Origin of the sequence: uncultured Pseudosulfitobacter sp., from assembly GCF_963976325.1 — a bacterium.
Lineage (GTDB): Bacteria > Pseudomonadota > Alphaproteobacteria > Rhodobacterales > Rhodobacteraceae > Pseudosulfitobacter.
On the sequence record NZ_CAXBJW010000001.1, the window covers coordinates 766,837 to 785,248 of the forward strand.

General features: G+C 62.3%; 15 protein-coding genes. 6 read left to right on the forward strand and 9 right to left on the reverse strand.

Translation table 11 applies throughout. The annotated features are described in order from the left end of the window. Positions 1 to 10: 10 nt before the first annotated feature. From AAC077_RS03800 to AAC077_RS03820, 5 genes are all read right to left on the reverse strand, one after another. A complete protein-coding gene (locus AAC077_RS03800; protein ID WP_339766680.1) occupies positions 11 to 1,429 on the reverse strand; it encodes an FHA domain-containing protein in 1,419 nt (472 codons plus the stop codon). After that, entirely contained in the window at positions 1,419 to 2,594 is a 1,176-nt protein-coding gene (locus AAC077_RS03805) for a protein phosphatase 2C domain-containing protein (RefSeq protein ID WP_339766682.1), read from the reverse strand. The genes AAC077_RS03800 and AAC077_RS03805 overlap by 11 nt, the downstream gene beginning before the upstream one ends. Further along, positions 2,591 to 3,178, reverse strand: a complete 588-nt coding sequence (locus AAC077_RS03810; RefSeq protein WP_339766684.1) for an FHA domain-containing protein — start codon at positions 3,176 to 3,178, stop codon at positions 2,591 to 2,593. Before AAC077_RS03810 ends, AAC077_RS03805 begins: the two co-directional genes overlap by 4 nt. 50 nt (positions 3,179 to 3,228) lie before the next feature. Next, the gene (locus AAC077_RS03815; RefSeq protein WP_339766686.1) at positions 3,229 to 5,637 is read right to left on the reverse strand and encodes a protein kinase; all 2,409 of its coding nucleotides are present in this window, start codon (positions 5,635 to 5,637) and stop codon (positions 3,229 to 3,231) included. Positions 5,638 to 5,785: 148 nt separating this feature from the next. After that, on the reverse strand, positions 5,786 to 7,414 hold the full coding sequence (locus AAC077_RS03820; protein ID WP_339766688.1) for an alpha-D-glucose phosphate-specific phosphoglucomutase: 1,629 nt from the start codon (positions 7,412 to 7,414) through the stop codon (positions 5,786 to 5,788). A 282-nt stretch (positions 7,415 to 7,696) separates the two neighbouring features. Here AAC077_RS03820 and AAC077_RS03825 point away from each other — a divergent pair, with 282 nt between their 5' ends. From AAC077_RS03825 to AAC077_RS03850, 6 genes are all read left to right on the forward strand, one after another. Further along, the gene (locus AAC077_RS03825) at positions 7,697 to 9,388 is read left to right on the forward strand and encodes an AMP-binding protein (protein WP_339766690.1); all 1,692 of its coding nucleotides are present in this window, start codon (positions 7,697 to 7,699) and stop codon (positions 9,386 to 9,388) included. After that, positions 9,381 to 10,154, forward strand: coding sequence for an enoyl-CoA hydratase-related protein (locus AAC077_RS03830; protein ID WP_339766691.1), 774 nt, complete (start codon positions 9,381 to 9,383; stop codon positions 10,152 to 10,154). Before AAC077_RS03825 ends, AAC077_RS03830 begins: the two co-directional genes overlap by 8 nt. 43 nt (positions 10,155 to 10,197) lie before the next feature. Beyond that, positions 10,198 to 11,481: an acyl-CoA dehydrogenase family protein gene (locus AAC077_RS03835; RefSeq protein ID WP_339767939.1), complete on the forward strand. Its 1,284-nt coding sequence runs from the start codon at positions 10,198 to 10,200 to the stop codon at positions 11,479 to 11,481. Then, positions 11,478 to 12,251 carry an SDR family oxidoreductase gene (locus tag AAC077_RS03840; protein ID WP_339766693.1) on the forward strand — a complete coding sequence of 258 codons (774 nt, stop codon included), beginning with the start codon at positions 11,478 to 11,480 and terminating at the stop codon, positions 12,249 to 12,251. The genes AAC077_RS03835 and AAC077_RS03840 overlap by 4 nt, the downstream gene beginning before the upstream one ends. 4 nt (positions 12,252 to 12,255) lie before the next feature. Then, complete coding sequence (locus AAC077_RS03845; RefSeq protein ID WP_339766694.1) at positions 12,256 to 13,029, forward strand: SDR family oxidoreductase; 774 nt, start codon at positions 12,256 to 12,258, stop codon at positions 13,027 to 13,029. 61 nt (positions 13,030 to 13,090) lie between these two features. Continuing rightward, positions 13,091 to 13,462 carry a VOC family protein gene (locus AAC077_RS03850; RefSeq protein ID WP_339766695.1) on the forward strand — a complete coding sequence of 124 codons (372 nt, stop codon included), beginning with the start codon at positions 13,091 to 13,093 and terminating at the stop codon, positions 13,460 to 13,462. Positions 13,463 to 13,507: 45 nt separating this feature from the next. Here AAC077_RS03850 and AAC077_RS03855 read toward each other — a convergent pair whose 3' ends face one another. Genes AAC077_RS03855 through AAC077_RS03870 form a run of 4 tightly spaced genes read right to left on the reverse strand, consistent with a single transcriptional unit; the run spans position 13,508 to position 18,289 of the window. Further along, positions 13,508 to 14,374: an acyl-CoA thioesterase II gene (locus AAC077_RS03855; RefSeq protein ID WP_339766697.1), complete on the reverse strand. Its 867-nt coding sequence runs from the start codon at positions 14,372 to 14,374 to the stop codon at positions 13,508 to 13,510. Next, positions 14,371 to 16,326: an acetoacetate--CoA ligase gene (locus AAC077_RS03860; protein WP_339766699.1), complete on the reverse strand. Its 1,956-nt coding sequence runs from the start codon at positions 16,324 to 16,326 to the stop codon at positions 14,371 to 14,373. The genes AAC077_RS03855 and AAC077_RS03860 overlap by 4 nt, the downstream gene beginning before the upstream one ends. Continuing rightward, a complete protein-coding gene (locus AAC077_RS03865; protein WP_339766701.1) occupies positions 16,323 to 17,531 on the reverse strand; it encodes a serine hydrolase domain-containing protein in 1,209 nt (402 codons plus the stop codon). The genes AAC077_RS03860 and AAC077_RS03865 overlap by 4 nt, the downstream gene beginning before the upstream one ends. A gap of 5 nt (positions 17,532 to 17,536) precedes the next feature. After that, positions 17,537 to 18,289 carry an enoyl-CoA hydratase/isomerase family protein gene (locus AAC077_RS03870; protein ID WP_339766703.1) on the reverse strand — a complete coding sequence of 251 codons (753 nt, stop codon included), beginning with the start codon at positions 18,287 to 18,289 and terminating at the stop codon, positions 17,537 to 17,539. Positions 18,290 to 18,412 lie beyond the last annotated feature (123 nt).

Below are 18,412 nucleotides of genomic sequence, written 5' to 3' on the forward strand. Positions count from 1 at the left end.
CTGTCGCTCCTCAGTCGTTGGGGTAGCCAAGGGTCAGCTTGACCGCGCCCAGTTGCAATATGTCGCCCGGCTTGATCTCTGCCGAGGTGACTTGCGTTCCGTTGACCTTCACGCCGTTCAGCGAATTCAGATCGACAATCTGCAAGGCCCCGGTGCGCGAGACCGAAATCGTCGCATGTGGGCGTGACACAGATGGATCATCAAGCACGATGTCGGCATCCGATGACCGGCCCAGCGTCGAGATGGACGAGGTCAGGTACAGCACCTCACCGCTTTCGGTGGTCAGCGCGCCGAAGACTTTGATCGGCTCGGCCTCGGGCTCCGGCATAGGGGTCGGCTCTGGCGTGGGCGCTGGCTCTGGCATCGCGGGCTGTGGCGGCTTGCGACGGCCCCGCAGGCCAAGCAGCAGGACCAGCAGCAACACCAGGCTGCCCACGATCCAGCCCACCACAGGGATGCGGTCCACCAGCGACACCGCCGGTTCTGGCTGTGGTGTTTCGGCGGCCTCTTGCGTGGCCGCGTCCGGTCCGACCGGTGCAATCTGATAGCGCAGGGTGCGCCCCGTTGCAGTGGTCAGCAACAGCGTGCCCTCGCGGACAAAGCCGGCGTCAAAGCTCACCACCCCCACGCCCTCGCCCAGTTGGGCGATGCGGCTTAGGTTTTCAGTGTCGAAATTGGCGTTGCCGGGTGCGGTGCCGAAATACAGCCCGCCGGTTTCCTCGGCCATCCGTTCCAGCGTCTGGGTGTATTTGGTTTCACTGGCCCGCAGTACAGCGCCCAGCCCATTGACCCGCACGCCGGATTTGCGCGCCCGCTCGGACACGTCCCGCAGGGTAAAGGCGGTGTCCTCGGCGTTGCCATCCGAAAACAGCACGATGTCACGCCGCCCGTCGGGTGCGGCGGGAAGTGCGTTGAGAATGTCCAGCGTCGCCTCGAACAGGTTGGTGGTTTGCCCGTTGGCCTGAATGCCCGCGATGGCCTGTTGCAGCACGTCGCGGTCGGTTGTGGGTTCCTGCACTTCGGCAAAGTTCTCGTCGAAGGTGCCCAGACCGATAAGTGTGCCCGCGGGCACCTGTTCGACCAGCGCCCACGCACTGTCCAGCGACTGGCGCAGGATCGCGGCGCGCGCCGGGTTCGACGTGTCAAAGGCCAGATAAAGCACGCGCGGCGTGTCGGCGTCGGGCGCTTGCAGCTCGGTCGGCTCGGCGGTGAAGCTGTGGTCGACCTGCGTGCCGTCAGACAGGGTCAGCGTGGTGTCGGTGATGTCGGTGCCGCCCGGAAAATACAGGGTGCAATCGTGGACCCCGTCCTCGGTCGCGCGACAGTCCAGCGGGGCGGTTTGCGCACCGGCGCCCGCAGGCAGGCACAGGGCAAGGCCAGCGACCAGCGCCGCCGCCAGAGGTGCGCGGGAAAAGATGTTATCTGCCACTGATAAAGCTCCGGTTCTGGTCATAGCCAAGGTGTTTGTCCGGCGTGCGCGCGGCACTTGCGGTGCCCCGTTCGGACATCGCGGGATATTCGGACATTTGCATCGACATCGGGGCGGCGCGGCCAAAAATATAGATGTATGCCAACACCAGCACCACCAGCAGCGCGACAACAAGGCTGGCGATCAGTGCCAGCGGCAGCTTGGACTGGGTGGCCTGCCCCGCAGGCGCTGCGGTCTGCGGGGCGGCTTGTTTGATCTGTTCCGGGTCGGGTTCGGGCATGAACGTCTCGACGCTGCGCACGGCGGCAGCGGCGGCCTTGGGCCGTTCGCGGGTGATCTGCTGGGGGCGTCCGCGCGGCGGCGGCGGCGGTGCGCCGTCCTGGCGGGCCAGTTGCAGCACCAGAATGGCGATGTTGTCCTGATCGGGGTCTTCCAGCGCCTCAAGCGTTTGCAGCAGCCCGCTGCAAATGTCTTGGGACGAGGCACCCGCCTGCCCTGCCAGCACCTCGGCGATCATCGCGTCGGACAGGAATTGCAGCCCGTCGCTGGCCGCGATCACCACGTCGCCCGGGTGCAGTTCGGTGGCCGCCTCGGGCGCGTTCTTCAGCTTGACCTTGCCGCCCATCAGCACCGAAGTCAGCGCATTGCGGTTGGGATGGTTCAGCGCCGCCTGCGGATCAAGCTCGCCGTCCTCGACCATCTTGGCGATGATCGGGGCCATGGAGTGATCTTCGTTGATCTGGCGCAGCGCGCCGTCCCGGTAGAGGTACAGCGGGCTGTCCCCCACAGATACCCAATACAGCCGGTTCTGGAACAAGACGGTGGCCAGCAATGTGGCCCCCATGCCCTCGCGATCGGGGTAGTGTTCGACGTTGTCGGCGATGGTGTCATTGGCACGGTCCGCCATGTCACGCAGGCTGGCTGGCAGGCCGTTCTCGGCCCCCGGCCCGTCACGCAGACGGTTTTGCAGATCGAACGCGACCTCGTAGGCCACCAGTTGCGACGCCACCTCCCCCGCCGCCTGCCCGCCCATGCCATCGGCCAGAACGGCAAAGCCCTGTGCCGCACCGCCGCCAAAGGCGGACAGCAGGCAGTCTTCCTGATAATCCCGCCCGCCCAGTGACAGCGCAAAGGCCGTGTCGTAATGAAACCGCGCCTTGCTCATGCGTCGGACCAGTCGAAATCCGGTCCGCACAGCGCGCAGAACCGCATGGTCGTGGCCCCCAGACGGATGTTGTCACCATTGGCCAGCGGCTCCGAATTCAGCACCGGTTTGCCGTTCAGGCGCACAAGGTTCTGTTTGCCGCCGTGGCTGACGTGGAAATTGCGCTCTTCATCGTCGTAGATCACAAAGGCATGGGTGCCGCGCGAAATGCTTTCGTCGCCAAAATCCACCTGCACCGCCTGATCTTCACCGCGCCCGATGGAATTCATGCCGTTGACCAGTTGCACCGCCTTGCCGCGACCGGGGCCCTTGTAGACCACCAGCCATCCGACCACCGGCAGGCTGTCGTCGTCGGCGTCCATTGTAGGGGCGGCTTCGGCGCGGCTGCCACCATGACCCAGGGGGCGCGTTTTGGGCGGGCTTTTGCGCGCGGGCGCGTCCGGTTCGGGCGTCATACGCGCCTCGGCGGCGGGGGTGGTCGCGGCACCGCGCCCGGCGTTGTCGCCCAAGGGTCGTGTTTTCTTGGACGCGCTGCCTTCGGCATCAGGCAGGTCCGACGAGCGGTAAAACTGTTTTTTTTCCATCTGTCTGTCCTTTTGAATTGGGTTCTAAGGGAATTGGCAAGCGGCCCCTGTCAGGTCGCGGGTTTCGGGCGAAAGAGAAAGAAAGCGACACAGGCAAAAGCGACGCCAATCCCGACACTTAGCAAAAGCTCGTGGTTTGACGGGGCTTCGGTATAGACCTGTTCTGCCAGCAGTAAGGGCAGGATCTGGAACCCCACGAGAAAGGCCGAGGCGACAGGCAGCCAGCGCCGTTCGGGCACCGGCCTTACCTTGCGGGCCTGACGGACGATCAGGGCAAAGACCACACCGCACAGCGCCAGCAAGGCCAGCGCATACCACGGCACATCGCGGTCTACGTCCAGCTTGTCGCCCAGAAAAAACCGCAAGGTTTCAAAGGAATACAGAGGATCGCCAAAGGTGAATACATTGGACACAGACGCCGCCGCCAGCGGGATCAGCGCCCCTGTCATCACCAGCGTGATCCACGACAAGGCGCCGCTGGGATGCGCGGCCTCGGCGGGGCGTTTGGCGTCGTCTTTCGGTGCAGCCTTGGGCGTATCGGGGCGGGGTTTTGGCGCGGCTTTTGGGGCCGGATCGGCCTTGGCCTGTTCCGCGCGCGGCTGTTCGCGTGACCGCAGGTTGGTGGCCCGGCGCGCAAACTCATCCAGGGCCGGACGCTGCGCGGGACGCTGGCTTAGCGCCGCTTCGATGGCGTCAAAGACCGGTTTGGGGCCGAACATTGCCGCCGGTATCTTGCGCTGTGCCAAGGGATCGGGCGCGCGGCCTGTAAGGCAGGCAAACAGGATCGCGGCAATGGTATAGACATCGGATGATGCCGACAGCGGCACGTCGGCGGCAAGCAATTCCGGTGCGATGTAATGTTTGTGCTGCGCGGGCACCTGTGCGCCGTCGACCTTGGCTGACAGATCTGCGGGTTTGAAATCCAGCCGCAATTCCAGCCGTTTGCCATCGACGACCGTGAAATCATCGGGCGTCAGAACGCCAAAGACCTTTTTCTTGCTTTGGAAAAGCTGCGCCTTTTCACACAGGTCCATCGCCCAGTCGCGCAACAGTTCGGGGGCGACCAGTGGCGTTTTGTTCACCGCACCCGAATTCTGGCGCGACAATGCTGTTGCCAGATAGGCCGTCAGCGACGGCGCCTTGGCCGGGGCGGCTTTTTCGGCGGCCGGCTTGGCGGGCTTTTCGGTGGCAGGTTTTGCCCTGCTTTGCTGCGGTGCCTTGGCGTCCATCATCGCCAGCCATTCGGCGGCAGACTGGCAGCGGTCGGCCATACGCAGCGCCATGGATTTGTCGATCGCAGCCAGCAGCGCCTGATCGTGATCCGGATATTGCCCCGTCAGGGGCGTGTATGGGTCGGATTCACCGTTCGACATCATGTGCTGGCGCATGTCGGCGGCGGGTGGCACGTCACCAGTGATGACGTGATACAACGTGCCCGCCAGCGCATAGAGGTCCGTGGCAGGTGTCTGCAACGCGCCGGAGATATACAGCTCGTTCGGGGAATAGCCGTCCTTGACCACCGGATGGGTGGACACCGCGCGGCTGGCCTTGGTCACCTCGGCGCGCGCGGCGCCAAAGTCGATCAGCATCGGCTGGCTGTCCATGTTGATCATGATGTTGCCGGGCGACACGTCGCGGTGCAACATGCCGGCGGCGTGCACGGCTGACAACGTGTCCAGCATGGTGCGCGCCAGAAAGTTGACAAAATCCGGCGTCAGCGCCTCGCGGTTGTGGTCCAGGTTCCAGTCGATGTCGTGGCCATGAACCCGTTCCAGCACCATGTAGGCGGTGCCGTTTTCCTCGAAGCACCCTTTGACACCCACGATGTTGGGGTGGTGCAACTGCGCCAGCACCCGCGCCTCTTTCACGAACAGGCGGATGCATTTCTTCAGTGTCGGCTGTTGGTCTCGGGTGGCTGCGCTGACCCGGCTGTCGCGACGCCGCGAGATCGAGGCGGGAAAGCATTCCTTGATGACCACGGACCGGCCCAGGTTATCTTCGGCGAAATAGGTGATGCCGAAACCGCCCGCCGCAATGTAGCGTTTGATGGTATATTGCCCGTTGGCCAGCGTGGTGCCGTTGGGCAGTTCCTCGCCCAGTTCTTCATCTTCCCACTGGTCGTCTTCGGCTATGTCCGCGCCACCCGAGGGCGCATAGTCGGCGTTGGACGCATGATGCACGCGCCCTTCACTGTCCAGTTCGGCCCCTTCTTCGGCCTGCACCACGTAAAAGGCGACTGCGGGGCTGTCGATGGTCTGACCCACGGCCAGAAACGGATGCACAAACCCGTCATAGGGTGCTTTCAGACCGATGCGCCGGCCATTGGCGTCGCGCAATTCATAGGCAATGGACCCTTTGGGCACCCACATCTGTTCGGAAATCCGGCATTGCGAAATCTCGACCGGATAGATAACCGATTGGGCACGCGGGGTAGAGACCTTTCGCCAGTTTTCAAACACGTCAATCGCCTATTGGTTTTTTGCGGTCTTTGGGCAAAGACCTGCCAGAATACCGGTAGGTTAAAAGACGTAGTCGCGCGATGTAAAGTCTTAATCCCGATGCAAAGAGCCTGATTTCATAAGTAAATTGGCACCTTTAAGTTGAAGCTCAGGTCTTTACATCAGGCGCTGTTCGCCCTGTCAAAGCAGGCAGATCGCTGATTTCAAGGGCCGCCTGCCGCACCTGTTCCAGCACTTGATCGACGGGGGCCGCGTGATCGCCGTCGATCACGAACTGTTCAAGATACAGCCGGATCGTCGCGCCTTCGGTGCCGGTGCCGGACAGGCGGAACACCGCGCGCGCGCCGCCGTCAAAGAACAGGCGGATGCCCTGGGCGGCACTTGTCGATCCGTCCACCGGATCGGTATAGGCGAAATCGTCGGCGCCGGTGACGGTCAGGCCCGCGTGACTTTGCCCCGGCAGGTCGTCCAGTTGCGCGCGCAGATGTGCCATCATCTTGTCCGCGCGGGCGCTTTCGACCGCTTCGTAATCGTGGCGTGCATAATAATTGCGCCCGAACCGTTGCCAGTGGTCGGCCTGGACCTGCGCCACGGTCATGTCGCGCGCGGCCAGAATGTTCAGCCACAGCAGCACCGCCCACAGCCCGTCTTTCTCGCGGACGTGATGCGATCCGGTGCCGGCGCTTTCCTCGCCACAGATGGTGACGCGGCCCGCGTCCAGCAGCGTGCCGAAGAATTTCCAGCCCGTCGGTGTCTCAAAGCACGGCACCCCCAGCGCTTCGGCCACGCGGTCGGCGGCGGCGCTGGTGGGCATGGAACGCGCGATGCCCGCAATGCCATCCTTGTAGGCCGGTGCCAGATGCGCATTGGCTGCCAGCATCGCCAGACTGTCCGAGGGGGTAATATAGGTGCCCTTGCCCACGATCATGTTGCGGTCGCCGTCGCCATCCGATGCGGCACCCATGTCGGGCGATGCATCCGACAGCATCAGGTCCATCAGCTCCTTGGCCCAGATCGGGTTGGGATCGGGGTGACCCTTGCCGAAATCTTCCGACGGGGTGCCGTTGACGACGGTGCCCTTGGGCGCGCCCAGCGTGCCCTCGAGGATCGCGTGGGCGTATGGCCCCGTGATCGCGTGCATGGCGTCGAAGCGCATGGTGAACCCGCCCGCGAACAGCGCGCGGATCGCGTCGAAATCGAACAGGCTGGCCATCAGGTCGCTGTAGTCGGCCACCGGGTCCACCACGTCGATCAGCATGTCGCCGATCCGCGTCTGGCCCACAGAGTCCAGATTGATGTCATCCACATCGGCGATGTCATAGCTTTCAATCCCCAGCGATGCCGCGTGCATCCTGGCGGTCAGCGCCTCGGAGGCGGGACCGCCGTTGGCCGCGTTGAATTTCAGCCCGAAATCCGCGTCGATGCCGCCGGGGTTATGGCTGGCCGACAGGATAAATCCGCCATCGGCCTTGTTCAGCCGGATCAGATGCGACGCGGCAGGCGTGGACAACAGTCCGCCCTGCCCCACGATCATCCGCGCGGCCCCCTGGGCTGCGGCCATTTTCAGGATGGTCTGGATGGCATCACGGTTGAAGAATCGACCGTCACCGCCCAGCACAAAGCATTTGCCCGCACCGCCGCCAATCGCGGCAAATGTCGCCGCGACGTAATTTTCCAGATAATGCGGCACCATGAAGCTGCGCGTCTTCTTGCGCAGGCCCGAAGTGCCCGGTTTTTGGTCATTGAAAGCGGTGGTTGAAATCGTCTTAACTGTCATAACAGGCGGCCTTTTGCGGCGTCAGTGAATGGGTCAACTTGTTTCCTGCGCGGACCCCGTTGTCAACGCAACGCAGACGCGAATTTTTCCCCATCGGCGGTTTTTCTGACCTTACGTCGCAGCGAAACGCAATTCCATTCTGCGGTATTGGCAGTGCGTTCTTTTGGGCCTAGGGTTGCCCTTAAGGAACCGGGAAGGAGGACGTCCCGGTCCGTAAAATGGGAGGATTCACATGGCTGTTTCCATGTACGCAAGCCGCACGGCGGGCCTGCGATGACTGCTATGAGCTATGAACAGGCGGCGGACCATGTGACCGCGACCAATCCGACGTTCGAGTTGTCCACCGCCAACATTCGCGGTGTTGATTATACCGTATACAAGAACATTCCCGGTGACGTTGCCGCCATGATGCGGGCCAGCCGCGAAGCCATGGACAACGGGGCCGCCGAATATCTTGTCTTTGAAGGCGAACGCTGGACCTATGACGGCTTTATCGGCGATGTGAACCGGCTGGCCCATGTGCTGTCCACGCAATTCGGTGTGACCCGTGGCACACGGGTGGCCCTTGCCATGCGCAACTGCCCCGAGCTGTTGCTGGGCATGATGGCCATCGCGTCGCTGGGCGGCGTTGTCGTGTTTCTGAACGGCTGGTGGACCACCGAAGAGCTGGACTATGCCCTGCAAGACAGCGCGGCCAAGCTGGTTCTGGCCGATGGCGACCGCGCCGCGCGGCTTGCGCCGATCCAGCAATCGCTGGGGCTGACGATCATCGGCACGCGCGATGCGCAAACGCCGCAGCACTACGGCGATCTGATGAAAGATGTGGGCGACGTCGCGCCCCCCGATGTCACCATCGACACCGACGATGATTTTGCGATCATGTATTCCTCGGGGACCACCGGCAAACCCAAGGGCGTGGTGCAAACCCACCGTGGCGTTGTGAATGCGGTGTTTTCGTGGCTGCTGACCTTTGTGATGGGTCCGCTGATCGACCCGCCGGAAGATCCCGATGCCGTGGCCCCGCGCCCTGCCGTGCTGATCGTCACGCCGCTGTTTCACGTCACCGCCACCCACCCCAGTTTCATGCTGAGCATGCCTGCCGGTGCCAAGGTTGTGGTGATGCCGAAATGGGACGCACGTAAGGCGGTCGAACTGATCCGCGACGAAAAGATCACGCGGTTTCTGGGCGTGCCGACGCAATCGGCGGATCTGGTCGTTGCGGCCCGCGAAATGGGCGAGGAACTGCCCTTGCTGACGTATGTGGGCAGCGGTGGGGCCAAACGGCCGGCCGCGCAGGTGGCCGAGATTGCACAAACCTTCAAGAATGCTGCCGTCGCCACCGGTTGGGGCATGACCGAAACCAATGCCATCGGCATCGGCATGTTGGGGGACGAATACCTTGAGCGGCCCGGCGCGGTTGGCCGGTTGTACCCCGCGGTTCAGGAGCTTCGGTTCCTGGATGATGCGGGCCAACCCGTGGGCGTGGGCGAAGTGGGCGAGATCACCGTCAAAAGCCCCTGCAACATGCGCGAATACCTGAACAAACCGCAGGCCACCGCCGAAGTGCTGCAAGACGGTTGGCTGCGGTCCGGCGATCTGGGTTACATCGACGCCGACGGCATTGTCACCATCGTGGACCGCAAGAAAAACATCATCATCCGCGGCGGCGAGAACATCGCCTGTCTGGACGTCGAGGGCGCGTTGCACCGTCATCCCGCCGTGGCCGAGGCCTGTGTGTTCAGTGTCCCGCACGACCGTCTGGGCGAGGTTGTGGGCGCAAGCGTGCAGCTGAGGCCGGGACAATCGGTGGACGAGGAAGACCTGAAAGCGTTCCTGCGCGATCACATCGCCAAGTTCAAAGTGCCCGAACATTTCTGGTTCCAACGCGATCCCCTGCCCCGTGGCACCACCGACAAGATCGACCGCCGCGCGCTGCAAGCGGCCTGCCTTGGAAAGGACAAAGCCAATGCCTGAATTCGTCACCACCGAGGTCCGTGGTCCGATCCTGATCGTGACCATGAACCGCCCCGAGGTTTACAACGCCGTGCATCCGCCGATGCATATGGAAATGGACGCGATCTGGAACGATTTCCGCGACAACAACGACCTGTGGGTCGCCGTGCTGACCGGCGCGGGCGACAAGGCATTCTCGGCAGGCAATGACCTGAAATACAGCGCCTCCGGCAAGGGCGGCAAAATCCCCGACAGCGGCTTTGCCGGTCTTAGCAAGCGTTTCGATCTGGACAAGCCGGTGATTGCCGCCGTGAACGGATTTGCCATGGGCGGCGGCTTTGAAACCGCGCTGGCCTGCGACATCATCATCGGGGCGGACAATTCCACCTATGCCCTGCCCGAGGTCAAGGTCGGCTTTTTCGCGGCCACGGGGGGCGTGCAGCGCCTGTCGCGGTTCATGTCACGCACCAAGGCGAATGAGCTGCTGTTCACCGGTCGCCACATGGACGCAACCGAGGCGCTGGGCCACGGCATCCTGAACGCCGTGGTGCCCCAGGCCGAGCTGATGGACGCCGCCATGAAGATGGCCGAGGACATCGCGGCACAATCACCCTCATCCGTGCGCGCCACCAAACGTGTGCTGAACGAAATGGCCCGCGCCGAGGGGTTGGATGACAGTCTGGCCTATAGCTACGAGGTGCTGGGCGGGTTGATGAAAACCGAAGATCACCGCGAGGGCGTCACCGCCTTTGTCGAGAAACGCAAACCCAAATGGGTCAACAGATAGAAATCGAAAGAGAGGGCCGAACATGGCAAAATCAACGCCGGAAATGAACAACCTTGAAATGTCCGAGGGCAACAAACCGTTGCTGAACGCGGTCATCCGTCACATCCGTGACAACGTCGATCCGATCACCGAAGAATATTTCCGTCTGGGCGAAGGCCGCGCCGACCGTTGGTCCCATGCCCCCGGTCAGCTTGAGCTGCTGGAAGGTGCCAAGCAAAAGGCGCGCGATGCGGGTCTGTGGAACTTTTTCCTGCCCAACGCCGAAACCGGCGAGGGTCTGTCGAACCTGGATTACGCCTATATTGCCGCTGAACTGGGCAAAAGCCCGCTTGCCCCTGAAACGCTGAACTGCTCGGCGCCCGACACCGGCAACATGGAAGTGCTGGAACGCGTCGGTACGCAAGAGCAGAAGGACAAATGGCTGAAGCCGCTGCTGGCCGGTGAAATCCGCTCGGCCTTTGCGATGACCGAACCCGATGTCGCGTCTTCGGATGCCAAGAACATCTCGACCTCGGCGGTGCTGGAAAACGGCGAATGGGTCATCAACGGCGAGAAATATTATATCTCGGGTGCGGGCGATCCGCGCTGCAAGATCATGATCGTCATGGTCAAAACCTCGCCCGATGCGGAAACCTTCCGCCAGCAAAGCCAGATCCTGGTGCCCGTCGACACCCCCGGCGTTGAAATCCTGGGGCCGATGCATGTCTTTGGCCACGACGACGCGCCGCACGGTCACATGCACATCAAGTTCACCAACGTCCGCGTGCCCGAGGAAAACATCCTGTGGGGCGAAGGCAAAGGGTTTGAAATCAGCCAGGTCCGCTTGGGGCCAGGCCGCATTCACCACTGCATGCGGTCGATCGGTCAGGCCGAAAAGGCGCTGGACCTGCTGATGGACCGCGCGATCAACCGCAAGGCGTTCGGCAAGCGGATCGTGGATCTTGGCAAGAACATGGAAACCATCAGCCGCGCGCGGATCGAGATTGAAGCGATGCGCCTGATGGTTCTGAAAGCGGCTAAGGCGATGGACGTTCTGGGCAACAAAGAGGCCCGCATCTGGGTCAGCATGATCAAGGCGATGGTGCCGGAAAAGGTCTGTCAGATCATCGACCAGTCGATGCAGGTGCACGGTGCCACCGGCATTTCGCAGTGGTCGCCGCTGTCGGCCATGTACACCGGCCAACGCACGCTGCGCTTTGCGGACGGCCCCGACGAGGTGCACCACCACGTTGTCGCCCGCGCCGAAGTGTCCGAATTCCAGGAAAGCAACGAACGTCAGCTTGCCGCGCACGGCAAGACCCAGGGCAAGGTGTTTTCGGGACCATGAGCAAGATGTTTGACCTGACCGGAAAAGTGGCCCTGCTGACGGGCGCGTCCAAGGGCATGGGGCTGGCGATGGCCACCGCATTGGCCGAACATGGCGCGACCGTGGTGATCTCTGCGCGCAAGCAGGATCAACTGGACGAAGCAGCCGCTGACATCAACACGGCTGTGGGCGCAACGCGCGCCCACGGTGTCGCCTGCAACGTGGGCTACAAGGACCAGCTTCAGGCGTTGGTGGACCAGACCCGCAAGATCGCGGGCCCGATCGACATCGTTGTCGGCAATGCGGGCGTGAACCCCTACTATGGGAAAACGTCGGAAATTCCCGATGACGCCTATCAAAAGACGATGAACGCCAACGTGTTGTCGAACCAGTGGCTGGCCACGATGGTCGCCGCCGACATGATCGAAAAGGGCGCGGGGTCAATGATGTTCACGTCATCCATCGGCGCATTCAAACCGTCGGAAATGCTGGGCACCTACGGCATGTCGAAACTGGCGCTGATCGGTCTGGTGCGCAATCTGGCGCAGGAATTCGGGCCGCAAGGCATCCGGTTCAATGCCATCTGCCCCGGTCTGGTCAAAACCGACTTTGCCCGCGAACTGTGGGACAATCCCGAGGTTGAAAAACGCATTCAGGGCGAGATTCCCCTGCGCCGCCTGGGCGAGCCGGACGATTTCGGTGGCCTGGCTGTCTACCTTGCATCGGATGCCAGCAAATACATGACCGGACAGGCGCTGACCGTCTGTGGCGGGTCGAATATGTGGACATAAGCCAATGGAATTGAAAGATAAAATTGTCGTCGTCACCGGTGCCGCCAGCGGCATCGGGCGCGCCATGTGCGAAGGCTATAGCGCCGAGGGTGCCATTGTCATCTGCGTTGACCGCGATTTCAAAGGCGCCAACGAGACCGCCAACAGCATCGACGGTCTGGCCATCGAGGTGGACGTGTCCAGCGAAAAACAGATCGTCGCGATGATCGACCGTGTCGAGGACGAAGTCGGCCCGATTGACCTGTTCTGTTCGAACGCGGGCATCTCGATCCCCGGCGGTGTCGAGGTGGACAACGACGGCTGGCAACGCATCTGGGAGATCAACGTGATGTCCCATGTCTGGGCCGCGCGCAAGCTGGTGCCGCTGATGACGGAACGCGGTGGTGGCTATCTGCTGAACACCTCGTCGGCGGCGGGTTTGCTCAATCAGGTGGGCAGCGCGCCATATGGTGTGACCAAACACGCCGCTGTCGGTCTGGCGGAATGGCTGGCGATGACTTACGGCGATCAGGGCATCAAGGTCTCGGTCCTGTGCCCCCAAGCGGTGCGCACCGAAATGACCCGGGGCCACGAAGATCACGTTGCATCCATCGACGGCATGATGGAACCCAACGTGGTGGCCCAGGCCTGCATCGAAACCATCCGCAACGAGACGTTTCTGGTTCTGCCGCACCCCGAAGTCATGGGATACATGCGCAACAAGACCGAAAACTATGACCGTTGGATCGGGGGCATGCGCAAGCTGAACCGCAGGTTCGGTCAGTTCGACGACGCCTGAACGCACACCCTTCCGCGGACGGTGCCACAATCGTCCGCGTTTTTCATTCAAGGACAGCAATATGATCGGTTACACCACGCTGGGCGTGTCTGATATGGACGCCGCCAAGACATTCTACGCAGAGCTTTTTGCGTCCAAGGGCGCGAAAATCGTCACCGATATGGGCCGCATTGCCTTTATCAGCACCGGACGCGGCCAGCCGATGCTGGCGGTCTGCGAACCCTATGACAAACAGCCTGCCACCTCGGGCAACGGCACGATGGTGGCCTTTGTGGCCGACAGCAAGGAAGAGGTCGACGCGATCTATGCCCGCGCGATCGAACTGGGCGCCTCAGATGACGGCGCACCCGGTCAACGTATCCCGGACCGCTTTTACGGCGCTTACGTGCGGGATGCCGACAACAACAAGCTGTGCTTTTTCGTTTTCGGCTGACCGGTCAACGGGTCGCGGCGCAACGGTACGCGGCCCGTTTCAAGCTTAGCGTGGCGTGATCTCGCGGATCAGCCCCTCTTGTGCGGTCGAGGCCACAAGAACGCCACTCTGGTCATAAATACTGCCACGGTTAAAGCCGCGCGCACCGCCGGTCCACGGGCTGTCCATCGTATACAAATGCCAGTTTTCAAACTGCACCGGCGCATGGAACCACATGGCGTGATCCAGGCTGGCGGTCATCACCTTGCCATTCATCCACGTCAGCCCGTGCGGGCGCAGCGACGATCCCAACAGGTTCATGTCCGAGGCATAGGCCAACATGCAATGCTGCATCTGCGGGCTTGATCCTTTGGCGGCGGCCATGCGGAACCACGAATGGTTCTCGTCCGACACGATTTCCGGCTCGAACATATCGCGCGGCTCGACATCATGCAGCTCGATCGGGCGCGGCCGCATGAAATCGGCGCGGCGGTGTTCGGGGACGCGGTCCAGCTCGTCGGCGCGCAGTTTGTTGCGGTCGGGCCAGTTTTCGGGGCCCGACACCTGCGGCATCGGATGCTGGTGATGGCGGCCCGGTTCTTCCACGTGAAAGCTGGCCGACATGTTCAGGATCTGCTTGCCATGCTGGATCGCCACCACGCGACGGGTGGTAAAGCTGCCACCGTCGCGGGCGCGGTCCACCTGATAGATCACCGGAATTTCGGGGTCACCGGGACGGATGAAATAGGCGTGCAGCGAATGGCACAGCCGGTCGGGCACCGTGCCATAGGCCGCCGCCAGCGCCTGTGCCACCACTTGCCCCCCGAAAATCCGCGTCGAGGTTTCGCCACCCTGCCCTGTGCCACGGAACAGATCGACCTCAAGCTGTTCGATTTCCAGCAGGTTCAACAGGGTTTTCTGGGCGTCTGTCATGTGGCGCGGGCCTTTGCGTAGTCGATGAAAAAGTCGAAGCTGGCGGGATTGGCCATGGAGTCGCGGTTGACGACACGGGCCGGATCACCGCCCAAAAGCAGCTTTTTCACCGGAACTTCAAGCTTTTTACCCGACAGCGTGCGCGGAATGTCGGCCACTTCGACAATCTCATTGGGCACGAACCGCGCTGATACGCCTGTGCGGATGGCGTTGTTGATCTTGTCCTTCAACGCATCATCCAGCACCTGCCCCTTGGCGGGCACCACGAACAGCGGCATGAAACTTTCGCGGCCCAGAAATTCCAGATCAACCACAAGACTGTCCATGACCTGGGGCAGCCCTTCAACCGCCTGATAAATCTCGGCCGACCCCATGCGCAGCCCCTTGCGGTTGATCGTGGCATCGGAGCGGCCAAAAATCACCGAACCGCCGCGCGCGTTGATTTCGATCCAGTCACCGTGCCGCCAGATACCGGGATAGGTGTCGAAATAGGCATCATGCAAACGGCTGCCATCGTCGTCACCCCAGAAATACAAGGGCATAGACGGCAGCGGTTGGGTGCAGACCAGTTCGCCCACGGCACTGATCAGCTCGTTGCCGTCTTCGTCATAGGCCCGCGCCGCATTGCCAAGCGCGCGGCACTGCATCTCGCCTGCGCGCACCGGCATCCCGGGATGGCCCAGCACAAAGGCCCCCGCCAGATCGGTGCCGCCCGAAATCGGGGCCAGCCAGAGGTCTTCTTTTACTTCGGAATAGATCCAGTTGTAGGCATCCTCGGACAGTGGCGATCCGGTGGACCCCAGCGCGCGCAATGCCGACAGGTCCACATCGGTGCGCGGCGTGATCCCGGCCTTCAGGCAGCCTGCGTAAAACGCGGCCCCCGCGCCGAAATACGTCAACCCTTCGTCCGCGACGAACCGCCAGATCACGCCCATATCCGGGTAATGCGGCGCGCCGTCATACATAGCCAGCATCGCCCCCTGACCCAGCGCCGAGAACTGCGAATTCCACATGATCCAACCGGACGAGGTCAACCAGGCGTAACGCGACTGCGGCCCCAGATCCTGATGCAGCGACTGTTTTGCCGATTCCAGCACGATCCCGCCATGCCCGTGCACGATGGGCTTGGGGTTGCCGGTGGTGCCCGACGAGTAGACGATCCACAGCGGATGTTCGAACGGCACCTGACGGCTGTCCAGCGTCGCCGCGCGGTCGGTCAGCGTGGCGAAATCGACCCATCCATCAGGCAGCGCATGGGCCACCGGCACCATGATGCGCCCTGTGACCGATGGCAGCCCCTCGCTGATCTGCTGGATCACAGCGCTGCGGTCCACAGGCTTGCCGGCGTGGGTATAGCCGTCCTGCGCGATCAACACCTTGGGTTCGATCTGGGTAAACCGGTCCAGAATAGCCACATGGCCCATATCGGGCGCACATAGCGACCAGACGGCCCCCAGCGAGGCTGTCGCCAGAAAGGCAATCACAGCCGTCTGCGTATTGGGCAGGATCGCGACCACGCGGTCCCCCTGTCCCACGCCCATATCCGCCAGATGGGAGGCCACCGACGCCACCTGTGCGCGCAGCTCGGCCCATGTCAGGCTGACCCGCTCAAAGGTTTCCGATTGCACGACCACGGCCACATCATCAGGGCGGTCATCCGCATGGCGCAACAGATGATCGACATAGTTCAGCATCGCCCCCGGACCCCATTCGGCACCAGGCATCTGGTTCCTGGCCAGAAATGTGGTGGGTGGCACCGATGCGGGCAGGTCGAAAAACTGCCAGATCGCCGACCAGAACCCTTCCAGATCGGTCACGGACCAATCCCACATCTCACCATAATCGGCAAAGCTTAGGCCGCGTTCGGTCTGCAACCAGCGTTCAAACCGCGCCATCGACGTGTCGGCGATGCGGTCGGGCGTGGGTGTCCACAGAATACGGCGATCGGTCATGACAACGCCCCGTGAACCAGCGCCTTGAGGGCGGCGCGGGCGGGGTAGCTGCTGGACGGGCTAAGCTGGGTGAAGAACACCACCGACAGATCATGCACCGGATCAACCCAGAAAAACGTCGACGCCATGCCACCCCAGCTAAAGTCGCCCACCGAAGACGGCGTGCGGGTGCGGGCGGGGTTCAACACGGTCGCCCCGCCAATGCCAAACCCCATGCCGGTCATCGGCTGTTCGGCAAAGCTGGACGGGCCCATGCTGGCAATATCGCCGGGCAGATGGTTGGCCGTCATGAACCGCAACGTCGATGGCGACACCAGCCCCTGCCCGCCGGTGCGCAGCGCCTCGCAAAACAGCATATAGTCGTCGATGGCCCCAACAAGACCGCCGCCCCCCGACAGTGTTTTGGGCGCGCGGAAGGGTGATTTTTGCGCCACATCCACACAGCGCAGGGTGTCGGCGCTTTTGCTGTCGGCGTTGTTCAGCGCCATCGCGCCCGCGGCCAGCGGCGTATAGAGCGATGCAAAACGGTCCAGCGCGTTATCGGGCACGGCAAAGCCTGTTTCGGTCATGCCCAGCGGGTCAAAAATACGGGTCTGGAAAAACGCATCCAGCGATTGCCCCGACACCGCTTCGACCACGCGGCCGATCACGTCGATGCCCACGGAATACTCCCACCGCGTGCCGGGTTGAAATGCCAAGGGCAGCTTTGCCAGGTTCCGCGTGACCTCGGCCAGACCGGCCTCGGATGCGGCGAACATCAGCTTGGCCTCTTCCATCGCCTTGGGCAGCACGCCGGGGTTGAACGGATAGCTGAAACCGCCGGTGTGGGTCACGGTCTGGTGCAGCGTTGGCACGGCACAGCGTTCGACCTGATCAATCGACGTGGCCCCGTCCACCAGCGCGTACATCTCGGCAAATTCCGGCAGCACCGCAGACAGCGGCGCATCCAGATGGATCAACCCCTCTTCCACCAGCATCATCAGCGCCAGCGAGGTGACAGGCTTGGTCATCGAATAGATCCGCGCCACCGTGTCGCGGGCAAACGGCGCGCCGCTGGCCACATCGCGCAGACCGGTTTCGTGATAGAACACCTCTTGGCCGGCCTGTTTGATCAGAACCGTGCACCCTGGATATTTCTTTTCATCTACATAGGCTTGCATCCAGGGTTTGATGCGGTTCAATCGGGTTTGGTCCAGTGTCGACATGTCGTTTATCCTATCATCCGCGCCATCGCGGCTGCGGTTTCATCTGTGTACCACGGCAGGTCTGCCGCGGTTTCGGCGGCCACAGCCGCCGTGATCTGGGCGATGGTGTCCGCCCGAAGTTGCGATTTGACGGCCGCGTAGGCCGCAGGTGGGATCTGTGCAAATTCGCGCGCCGCATCCAGAGCCGCCTGTGCCAACGCGTCGGGTTCGACGATGTCGTCGACCAGTCCGGCCGCCAAAGCAGCTTGAACATCAATGGGTTGCCCGCGCATCATCAGGCGACGCGTCATGTTGGCATCCAGCATCGCGCGGGCGATGCCCAAGGGGCCTGCCGGAAATCCGACACCCACCCGCACCTCGGCCAGACCAAACTGTGCGTGCGGCACCGCGATGCGGTGGTCGGACGCCAGAACAAAAAACAAACCGCCCGCAATCGCAGGCCCGTTGATGGCGCAGATGACAGGTTTGGGGCTGGTGAACAGCGCCATGAACCCCTGGTTTAACCCGTCCACGATTGCACGCTGATCGTTCAGGTCAAAGTGCTGCGCCTGCTTCAGGTTCAGCCCGGCCGAGAACACCTTGCACGCCGATGACAGGACAATGGCGCGCACATCAGCATCGCCCGATACATCGTTCATAACGTTGCGAAACCCCATCAGGGTTTCGGGCTCCAGCGCATTCACCGGCGGGCGGTTCAGCACCAGTTCAACAATGCCGTCACCGTGGTCGTTTCGTGTGAGCCATGTCTGATCCGCCATCGATTTCCCCCTCGGATTTGATGCCAATGTGACGACAAATACGACGCTGTCAAAGTCCAAAAACAAGGAATGACGTTGCGTTGAGGAATGTATGCAGACCTTCATCTTGCCGGATAAACTCCG